The organism is Bradyrhizobium sp. (assembly GCF_030693485.1).
GTDB lineage: Bacteria > Pseudomonadota > Alphaproteobacteria > Rhizobiales > Xanthobacteraceae > Bradyrhizobium.
Window position 1 is genome coordinate 1 of sequence record NZ_JAUYAN010000235.1, and the last position, 9725, is coordinate 9725.

The 9725-nt window shown below is 63.8% G+C and carries 7 protein-coding genes and 1 pseudogene; 3 read left to right on the forward strand and 5 right to left on the reverse strand.

Annotated features, from left to right (window positions below; genetic code table 11):
- A pseudogene (locus tag Q8N40_RS17295) lies at positions 1–287 on the forward strand (adenylate cyclase); the annotation flags it as partial.
- Between the two features lie 305 nt (positions 288–592).
- Here Q8N40_RS17295 and Q8N40_RS17300 read toward each other — a convergent pair.
- The 3 genes from Q8N40_RS17300 to Q8N40_RS17310 all read right to left on the reverse strand — a co-directional run bounded on the left by Q8N40_RS17300 (position 593) and on the right by Q8N40_RS17310 (position 4665).
- Positions 593–1633 carry an IS110 family transposase gene (locus Q8N40_RS17300; protein WP_305712674.1) on the reverse strand — a complete coding sequence of 347 codons (1041 nt, stop codon included), beginning with the start codon at positions 1631–1633 and terminating at the stop codon, positions 593–595.
- Between the two features lie 193 nt (positions 1634–1826).
- On the reverse strand, positions 1827–3212 hold the full coding sequence (locus tag Q8N40_RS17305) for a CmpA/NrtA family ABC transporter substrate-binding protein (RefSeq protein WP_305321458.1): 1386 nt from the start codon (positions 3210–3212) through the stop codon (positions 1827–1829).
- Positions 3213–3462: 250 nt separating this feature from the next.
- Entirely contained in the window at positions 3463–4665 is a 1203-nt protein-coding gene (locus Q8N40_RS17310) for a TrmJ/YjtD family RNA methyltransferase (protein WP_305321457.1), read from the reverse strand.
- Between the two features lie 409 nt (positions 4666–5074).
- Here Q8N40_RS17310 and Q8N40_RS17315 point away from each other — a divergent pair, with 409 nt between their 5' ends.
- Positions 5075–6286, forward strand: coding sequence for an NADP-dependent isocitrate dehydrogenase (locus Q8N40_RS17315; RefSeq protein ID WP_305712675.1), 1212 nt, complete (start codon positions 5075–5077; stop codon positions 6284–6286).
- A gap of 27 nt (positions 6287–6313) precedes the next feature.
- On the forward strand, positions 6314–6598 hold the full coding sequence (locus Q8N40_RS17320) for a DUF3303 domain-containing protein (RefSeq protein WP_305321455.1): 285 nt from the start codon (positions 6314–6316) through the stop codon (positions 6596–6598).
- 15 nt (positions 6599–6613) lie between these two features.
- Here Q8N40_RS17320 and Q8N40_RS17325 read toward each other — a convergent pair whose 3' ends face one another.
- Both Q8N40_RS17325 and alaS read right to left on the reverse strand, forming a co-directional pair.
- Positions 6614–7846: a cyclic nucleotide-gated ion channel gene (locus Q8N40_RS17325; RefSeq protein ID WP_305321454.1), complete on the reverse strand. Its 1233-nt coding sequence runs from the start codon at positions 7844–7846 to the stop codon at positions 6614–6616.
- A 25-nt stretch (positions 7847–7871) separates the two neighbouring features.
- Positions 7872–9725 (reverse strand): alanine--tRNA ligase (alaS, locus tag Q8N40_RS17330; RefSeq protein WP_305712676.1); only part of this gene is annotated, 1854 nt, incomplete at its 5' end.

Below are 9725 nucleotides of genomic sequence, written 5' to 3' on the forward strand. Positions count from 1 at the left end.
CGACGCTCGGCCAGATCGGCTTCGAGCAGCGGCTGGAATACGCCGCGATCGGCAGCGTCACCAACCTCGCCTCGCGGCTGTGCGACGAAGCCAGGGCCGGCCAGATCGTGGTCAGCCAGCGCGTATTCGGCATGGTCGAGCCATGGGCCGAGGGCCGCCAGCTGGAGGACCTGACGCTGAAGGGATTCAACCACCCGATCCTGGCGGTGGAGATTTTGCGCTGGCGCGAGGAGGGTGAGGTTGCGGCGGAAGCCGAGGCGCCGCGGCGGCGGCAGCAGCCGTCGTAGAAGCACACCCCGTTTTGTCGTCCCTGCGAAAGCAGGGACCCATATGTGGACGGCCCCCGTGCCGCAAGAGTTTTCTTAGGTTTGATCGGATCGCTTGCGCCCATATGTACGGCCTGTTGTTGCGGTCGGTTGGACCGCGGCCAAGATGGCTTCCGCGACGCGAGTTCCAAACAACCACACGGCCTGTCTTATGCCAATGGGTCCCACGGGATGTCTCGCACCTTGGATCGATCGATCCTACCATCTGATCTCCTCTTGCAGCTCCGGCCCGGCCGGTGCGGCGAACCCGCCGACCGACCGATCTCTTAAGCGGCGGATACCGATGGGCCGGTCATCCGCGTGCTGTCGTAACTTTCCCCGGTCGCCATCAGCTTCCAGGCGATACGGGCAATCTTGTTGGCAAGCGCCACGGCCGCGAGTTTGGGTGGCTTGCGCTTCAGCAAATCAAGCAGCCATGGCGACGGACGGCCGCGGCCCTTCCTGACCTGCTGGATCACCGCGGTCGCCCCCGCCACCAACAGGCTTCGCAAGACCTCATCGCCGGCGCGGGTGATCTTGCCGAGCCTGATCTTGCCGCCGGTGGAATGATCTTTTGGGGTCAACCCGAGCCAGGCCGCAAACTGCCGACCGGAGGGGAATGCGCGCGGATCGGGAGTCTTCATTACAAGTGCGGTGGCGCCGATCGGCCCTACTCCGGGGATCTGCGCCAGCCGTTTGCTGCAGGCATTGGCGCGGTGCCAAGCCATCAGCCTGGCCTCGATCGCCTTCAGCTCAATTTGCAGTCGCGCATAATCTGTTCCCTGGAAAGCGAACAGCTCGCGCGCCAACTCCGGCACCCTGTTGTCTTGCGCGATCCGGGCCAACAGCGGTTCGATCTTGTCCAGCCCCTTGGCCGTTGTCAGTCCGAACTCCGCCGCGTAGCCGCGGATCGCGTTGCTCAGTTGGGTGCGCCTGGCGATCAGTTGCTGGCGAACCCCCGCCAGCATCAGGGCTGCCTGCTGCTCTTCAGTCTTTGCCGGCACGAACTGCATGGTCGGTCGGCTCATCGCCTCGCACATTCCCTCGGCATCGCGCCCGTCGTTTTTGTTACGTTTGATGTAAGGCTTAACATGCTGCGGCGCCATCAGCTTCACTTCGTGACCGAGCCCACGCAGCACGCGCGCCCAGTAATGCGCTGCGCCGCACGCCTCCATCCCGATCACGGTCGGTAGCAGTTTGGCGAAAAACAAAACCATTTCCTTGCGCCGAAGCCGCTTGCGCAACACCGGCTGTTCATCCGCATCAACCCCATGCAGCTGAAAAATATGCTTCGACGTATCCATGCCAATTCGGATAATATGTTCCACGGACGGCTCCCTTGTCTGAGATCACTGACAAGCTCATTCTGGCACACTCGATGCCGTAGGGGGCCGTCCACACCATCAACCCCCGGTGTTGCGTGTTGCGAAAGGTGTCGAACCGCGTGCCGCAACGAGAAGCCGAGGTGTATGGGTCCCGGCGTTCGCCGGGACGACGGATGCAAATGGTGTCGCGCCACGCTCACGACGCCTTCCTGATCTTGAAGCTGTTGAGATATTCCTCCGGCTTGGCCGGATCGAAGATCTTGCCCATCACCGAAAAACTCTTGGTGGTGGTGGTCGGCGGCGTCAGCCCGGCCTCCTTCATCAGCCTGGTCGCGTCGGTGGCGAGATAGACCTGCGAGGCGACGCCAGCATAGTCGATGTCGCCCTTGACCTGGCCCCAGCGCTTCATCTGCGTCATGATCCAGATCGCGAAGGACTGCCACGGGAACGGATCGAAATCGACGCGGTTCGGCTGATTCACGATGTTGCCGAGGCCGTCGGCGTAGGTGCCGGTGAGGATCTGCTCGAGCACGATCTGCGGCTGGTTCAGGTAATTCGCCGGCGCGATCGCCTCCGCGATCTGCTTGCGGTTCTCGGCCTTGTGCGCGAACGCGGTAGCCTCGATGATCGACTTAAGCAGCGCGCCATAGGTGTTCGGCATCGAGGTGACAAATTCCTTCGACGCAGCGAAGGCGCAGCACGGATGCCCTTCCCAGATATCCTTTGTAAGGATGTGAATGAAGCCGACGCCGTCATAGACCGCGCGCTGATTCATCGGGTCGGGCCCGAGAAAGCCATCGATATTGTCGGCGCGCAGATTGGCGACCATTTCCGGCGGCGGCACCGCCCGGATCTGAACATCGACATCCGGATCGATGCCGGCCTCGGCGAGGTAGTAGCGCAGCAGGTAGTTGTGGATCGAATAGTCGAATGGGACGGCGAACTTGAATCCTTTCCAGTCCTTCGGATTGCGCCTGTCCTTGTGCTTGACCGAGAGCGTGATCGCCTGGCCGTTGATGTTTTCGATCGCGGGTATGGTGTAGGGTTGCGGATTGGAGCCGACGCCCATGGTGATGGCGAGCGGCATCGGCGCCAGCATATGCGCGGCGTCGTATTCCTTGTTCATGGTCTTGTCGCGAATGACGGCCCAGCCGGCGGTCTTGATGACTTCGACGTTGAGGCCGTTCTTGGCGTAAAACCCCATCGGCGCCGCCATGATGATCGGCGTCGCACAGGTGATCGGGATGAAGCCGACCTTGAGGTCCTTCTTTTCCAGCGGTCCGCCTTGCGCGAACGCCTCGGTCGCGGCCTGCAGCGGGAAGAATTGCGACACCGCGGCGACTGCGGTGGCGGCCCCCACCGATTTCAGGAAGGAGCGTCGCGCGAGATCCTGCGGAAACATCGCTCGCATCACGGCGGAAGCGACGACGCCCTCGTAGCACTTCAGCTCGCTCTCGATCGATGCCTGGGTCTGCAATCGGGCCGCGGCCTGATGCTCGGCCTCGCCGGTATGCTGGCCGCAACTGCAGCCGCCGGCGCGGAGACTGCGGTCGGGATCGAACGGATTGTCGAATGTGGACATCGATTGCTCCTCGTCGGCGCCGGGTTGGCGTCCACAAAACTGCAATCGCTGTGCCATCAACGGAAATGGCAGCAGAGCGCCGCAAGGCCGGCGCGCACCCACATCGACTCGCGTGAAACCCGCGCTTAGGCCTCCTGCGAGCAGTAACCGGCGAGGCAAATCCGTCAATGCAGGGCGCCGAATGTATACAAGGGCGTCAAAAGTAACACAGGCTGCCGAATTTTTGAGCAGGACAGCGCGCGACGCGCCTTCAGGGACTCGGTGTGAGATGCGATTCAAGCCGCCCGAGCTGCCCGCCGATATCGGCCTCGACCTCCGCGGACACCATCGCCACGACGCGATAGCCGCGCGCTTCCAGCCACTCTTGCCGCGCCGCGCGATCTCTGACGATCACCTCGGTCTCATCGGGATTGATTAGCTCGATCACGAGCCGGTGCGCGAAACTGACAAAATCCGGAATGTGGCGGCCGACCGGGGTCTGGCGCTTGAACTGTCCGGCAAACCGGCGGTCGGTTCGCAGCCCCTCCCACAGGATGCGCTCGGCGTCGGTCGGGTTACGCCGCAACAGCCGCGCCAGCCCGCGCACGGTGCCGCTTTCCGACGGCGAGGCGTGCTGCCCGTGTTCGGCGAGCAGCGCGCGCAAGCGGGTGGCCTGTTCGCCGTCGAGCACGCCGCCCTTGGCGGGGCCCTTGCGCCCTTCCGCGATCGCCATCACAACGCCGTGCAGCGTGTGCATGTCCTGCTTGGTCGGCTCCATCCGGGTAAAGATGTTGCGCAGATTGACCAGCATGGTCTCGCGCTTCTCGGCGGGGCGCAAGAATTCGACCTTGTCGAGTTCGCGGACCAGATTGTCGAAGAACGCCTGCATCTGGTGCTGCGAGGCCGGCTCGGAATGGACAGGCATCGCGAACGGCAGCGCGCCCGCGGTCGAGAGCTTGAACCATTCATAGCCGATCAGCAGCACCGCCTGCGCCAGGTTGAGCGAGGCAAACCCCGGATTGACCGGGAAGGTGATGATGCGGTTGGCGAGCGCCACCTCCTCGTTTTGCAGCCCGTAACGCTCGCGGCCGAACAGGATGCCGACGGTGCCGCCGCTGGCGACGCCGGCCACGATCTCCCGCGCCGCGGCTTCCGGCGCCACCACCGGCTTGGCCTGGTCGTGGGCGCGCGCGGTGGTGGCGAACAGCAGCGTGCAGTCCGCCACCGCCTGCTCGACGGTGTCGAACAGCTCAACCGCATCCAGGATATGATCAGCGCCGGAGGCGGCGCGCTGTGCGCTGATGTTGGGCCAGCCGTCGCGCGGATTGACGATTCTTAAACGTGTCAGGCCGAAATTGCCCATCGCGCGCGCGGCCATGCCGATGTTCTCGCCGAGCTGCGGCTCGACCAGAATGACGACCGGCCCCGCCAGCGTGACGCTCGATTTGGTCTTGTCGGTGCCCGAACCGGACATTCGCTTCACTTTCTGATTCAACTTCTGAAGGCGTTGAATCAAGTTCCGAAGAAACTGATTCAGCGCCTCACGGGCCAGCCCCAGTGGATTGCGCAGCGGGCAGGATTTCTCAAGCAAAATAATCGACTTAGCCGCACTATCTGAACCTCGGCCAAAACCCCAATTGCGCCTTCCCGGGAGAGGTGCGTCACCGCCGTCCCGCGCATCCAGGCGGCGGTACCGCGGTGATCCACGCCATGGAGCCGGGCAAGACACGAAGCTCGCTGGAGCGGCGTTTCGGGCAGGTCCGAGAACCAGCCGGATCGGCCCTGCCATTCGCCTTCCAGCCCGCGTTTTCGGGTGCTATAGCCACGGCACCATCACCCCATCCGTCCCGAAACGAGCTGTTCTCAAAAAGGCCCGATCTGCCATGGCAAAAATCAAGGTGACCAACCCCGTCGTCGAACTCGATGGCGACGAGATGACCCGGATCATCTGGCAATATATCAAGGACAAGCTGATCAACCCGTTTCTCGATATCGACCTGAAATATTACGACCTCGGGATGGAATACCGCGACCAGACCAACGACCAGGTTACCATCGACGCCGCCGAAGCCATCAAGAAGTACGGCGTCGGCGTCAAATGCGCCACCATCACCCCTGACGAAGCCCGGGTGGCGGAGTTCGGCCTCAAGCAGATGTGGAAGTCGCCGAACGGCACCATCCGCAACATCCTCGGCGGCGTCGTGTTCCGCGAACCCATCATCTGCAAGAACGTGCCGCGGCTGGTGCCGGGCTGGACCAAGCCGATCATCATCGGCCGCCACGCCTTCGGCGACCAGTACCGCGCCACCGACTTCCTGTTTCCCGGCAAGGGCACGCTGACGATGAAGTTCGTCGGCGAGGACGGCACCGTGATCGAGCGGGAAGTGTACAAGGCGCCCAGCGCCGGCGTCGCGCTCGCGATGTACAATCTCGACGATTCGATCGCCGATTTCGCCCGCGCCTCGTTCAACCAGGGCCTCGCCAAGAACTATTCGGTGTACCTGTCGACCAAGAACACCATCCTCAAGATCTATGACGGCCGCTTCAAGGACATCTTCCAGGACATCTTCGACAAGGAATTCAAGGCGAAGTTCGACGAGAAGAAGATCACCTACGAGCATCGCCTGATCGACGACATGGTCGCCGCAGCGATGAAGTGGTCGGGCGGTTATGTCTGGGCCTGCAAGAACTACGACGGCGACGTGCAGTCGGATACCGTGGCGCAGGGCTATGGTTCGCTCGGCCTGATGACCTCGGTGCTGATGACCCCCGACGGCAACACCGTCGAAGCCGAAGCCGCCCACGGCACGGTGACCCGGCATTACCGCGAACACCAGAAGGGCAAGGAAACCTCGACCAACTCGATCGCCTCGATCTTCGCCTGGACCCGCGGCCTGTCGCACCGCGCCAAGCTCGACAACAACGAGGCCCTGGCGAAGTTCGCGCTGAAGCTGGAGAAAGTCTGCGTCGACACCGTCGAAGCCGGCTTCATGACCAAGGATTTGGCCCTGCTGGTCGGCGCCGACCAGCGCTGGCTGTCCACCACGGGCTTCCTCGACAAGGTCGCGGAAAACCTGACGAAGGAAATGGCCTGATCGCCATTTCCGGGGAGCAATCGACCGATGCTCTTCATGGTTATCGAACGCTTCAAGGACCGGGATCCGATCCCGGTCTACAAGCGCGTCCGCGATCAGGGCATAAAATTTCCCGAAGGGCTGAGCTATCTCGGCAGCTGGATCGAGCCCAATTTCGACCGCTGCTTTCAGCTGATGGAATGCGACGACGTCAGGCTCATACAGGAATGGATCCTGAACTGCCAAGGCCTCGGCATGACCTTCGAGATCGTGCCCGTGGTGCCGAGCAAGGAAACGCGGGAAGTGGTGGCGCCGTTTTTGGATAGGAAATAGTCCGGAGCTTGGCGACTACACGACGACTCCGCCTTCATCATCATCCCTCTGCGCGGCCTGCGTAAGTTCGTCTGCGGCGATATCGCCCTTCTGCGCCACCGCGGTATCGGCGAGCCGCGCCTTGACGACTTCCTGTACATGCGCCGCGAGTTTTGGAGCGCGCGCGATCAGGGCGTGAAAATCCTGCGCGTCGAGCGCCAGCAGGTTCGACTTGCGCATGGCGGTGACGGTGCCGCTGCGCTGGGTTCGCTGCAACAGCGCGATCTCGCCGAAGAAACTGCCGTCGGTGAGCCGCACCCGCTGCGCCGGCAGTTCGATCTCGACCTCTCCGGCGGCGATAAAATACATCGACGAGGCCGGCTCCCCCCGCCGCACCAGGATCTCGCCGGTCTCGATGGTCTGCGTGCGCAACAGCCGCATGATATCGGCGATCTCGGCGGCGCGCAGATGCGAAAACAGTGGCACCCGCGCCAGCATGCCCCAGGTCACGATGAAGTCGTGACGGCGGACCTCATTGGCGAAGGCCCCGGAAATGATCGCGACCGGCAGCGCGATCATCATCAGCCCGCCGACGATGGCGAAGCTGGCGACCGTCTTGCCCATCGCCGTCACCGGGACTACGTCGCCATAGCCGACGGTGCCGAGCGTCACGATCGCCCACCACATGGCGAGCGGAATACTGCCGAACTTGTCAGGCTGGGCCTCATGCTCGACCGCGTACATCACGGACGCGAAGGTCAGCACTGCGCCGACCAAGATCACCAGGCATCCGAACAGCGTGCGCCGCTCGGCATGGACCGCCGCCAGCAACGAGCGCATCGCGGTCGAATAGCGCACCAGCTTGAAGAACGGCAGCATGCCGACCAGCACCAGCATCGGGCGCTCGTTACCGAGCAATGCGACTCCGGACGGCAGCACCGACAGCAGGTCGATGATGCCGAGACTGGAGGTCGCGTAGTCCAGCCGGGCGCGCCACGGGCTCATCTCGCGCACCGGTGCATGTCCGGCCACGCTCCAGAACCGCGCCGCATATTCGAGGGCAAAGATCGCGAGCGAGGCGATCTCGACCGCCATGAGCAGCCGGCCGAACCGCGCGTTGATCTCCGGAACCGATGCCAGCACCATCACCGACACGTTGATGACGACGATCGCGACGATCAGATGCGCCAGCCGCGCGCTCGGCGTGTACGGGATGTTGTCGTGTTCGAGCAGATCGTAAACCCGGCGGCGCAGATCGTGGCCTTGCATCGCGCTGTTCCCCGGATTGAGCCTGTCAGACACTACCCATGGCTTTCTCGATCGCCCAGAGAGCGGCACCCGCCTTGGCGCCATCGGGACCGCCAGCCTGCGCCATGTCGGGCCGTCCGCCGCCACCCTTGCCGCCGAGCGCCTCGGAGGCGATCTTGACCAGATCGACCGCGCTGAAGCGCGAGGTCAGATCGGGCGTGACGCCGACCACGACGCCGGCCTTGCCGTCCGCGGTGACGCCGACGATGGCGACCACGCCGGAGCCGAGCTGCTTCTTGCCGTCATCGGCGAGGCTCTTGAGGTCCTTCATTTCGATGCCTTCGACCGCGCGCGCCATCAGCTTGACGTCGCCGACCTGACGCACGCCGGCGGGACCTGCCGTCGCGCCATTGCCGACGGAAGTGCCACTACCCATCGCGAGCCGCTTGCGCGCCTCCGCGAGATCGCGCTCCAGTCTCTTGCGCTCTTCCATCAAGGCGGCGATGCGCGCCGGCATCTCGTCGAGCGTGGTGCGCAATTCGCCTGCCGCGGTTTTGGCGAGCTCCATGGTGTCGTTGGCATGTTTGCGCGCGTGGTTGCCGGTCAGCGCCTCGATGCGGCGGACGCCTGAGGCGACTGCGCTTTCGCCGGTCACCGAGATCAATCCGATATCGCCGGTACGTTTGACATGGGTTCCGCCGCACAATTCCACCGACCAGCCCAGCGCGTTGCTGCCGTGGGCGCGGGCGCTGCGGCCCATCGTCACCACGCGGACCTCGTCGCCGTATTTTTCGCCGAACAGCGCGCGAGCGCCGGCGTCGCGCGCGTCATCCACCGCCATCAGCCTGGTGGTGACCTCGTCATTCTCCAGCACCACCTCGTTGGCGATGTCCTCGATGCGGGCGATTTCTTCCGGGGTGATCGGCTTCTGATGCACGAAATCGAAACGCAGGCGGTCCGGCGCCACCAGCGAGCCACGCTGGGCGATGTGGTCGCCGAGCACCTGGCGCAACGCCTCGTGCAGCAGATGCGTCGCGGAATGATGGGCGCGGATCGAGGAACGCCTGGAGTGGTCGACCTCCAGCTGCAAGGCGGTGCCGACCGTCAGTGTACCCTGCTCCACCTTGCCCTGATGCACGAACAGATCGCCGGCCCGCTTCTGGGTGTCGGTGACACGGAACCTGACGCCCTCGCCGATCATCACGCCGGTGTCGCCGACCTGACCGCCGGACTCCGCGTAAAACGGGGTCTGGTTGAGAACGATCGAGCCGGTCTCGCCGGCCTTGAGGCTGTCAGCATCCTTGCCGTCCTTGACGAGCGCCGAGACCACGCCCTCGGCGGTCTCGGTCTCGTAGCCCAAAAACTCGGTCGCGCCGAGCTTCTCGCGCAGCGGAAACCAGATGTTCTCGCTGGCGGTATCGCCGCTTCCCGACCACGACGCGCGCGCCTTCTCTTTCTGCTTTTCCATCGCATCGGTGAACGACGCGATATCGACGCTGATGCCGCGCGACTTCAGCGCGTCCTGGGTGAGGTCGAGCGGGAAGCCATAAGTGTCGTACAGCGTGAACGCGGTGTCGCCGTCGAACATGTCGCCCTTCTTCAGCGAACTGCTCTTCTCGTCGAGGATCGACAGGCCGCGCTCCAGCGTCTTGCGGAAACGGGTTTCTTCCAGCCGCAGCGTTTCCTCGATCAGCTTTTCCGCCCGCACCAGATCCGGATAGGCCTGACCCATCTCGCGCACCAGCGCCGAAACCAGACGATGCATCAAGGGATCGCGCGCGCCGAGCAACTGCGCATGGCGCATCGCGCGGCGCATGATCCGGCGCAGCACATAGCCGCGGCCCTCGTTCGACGGCAGCACGCCGTCGGAAATCAGGAAGGCGGAGGAGCGCAGATGGTC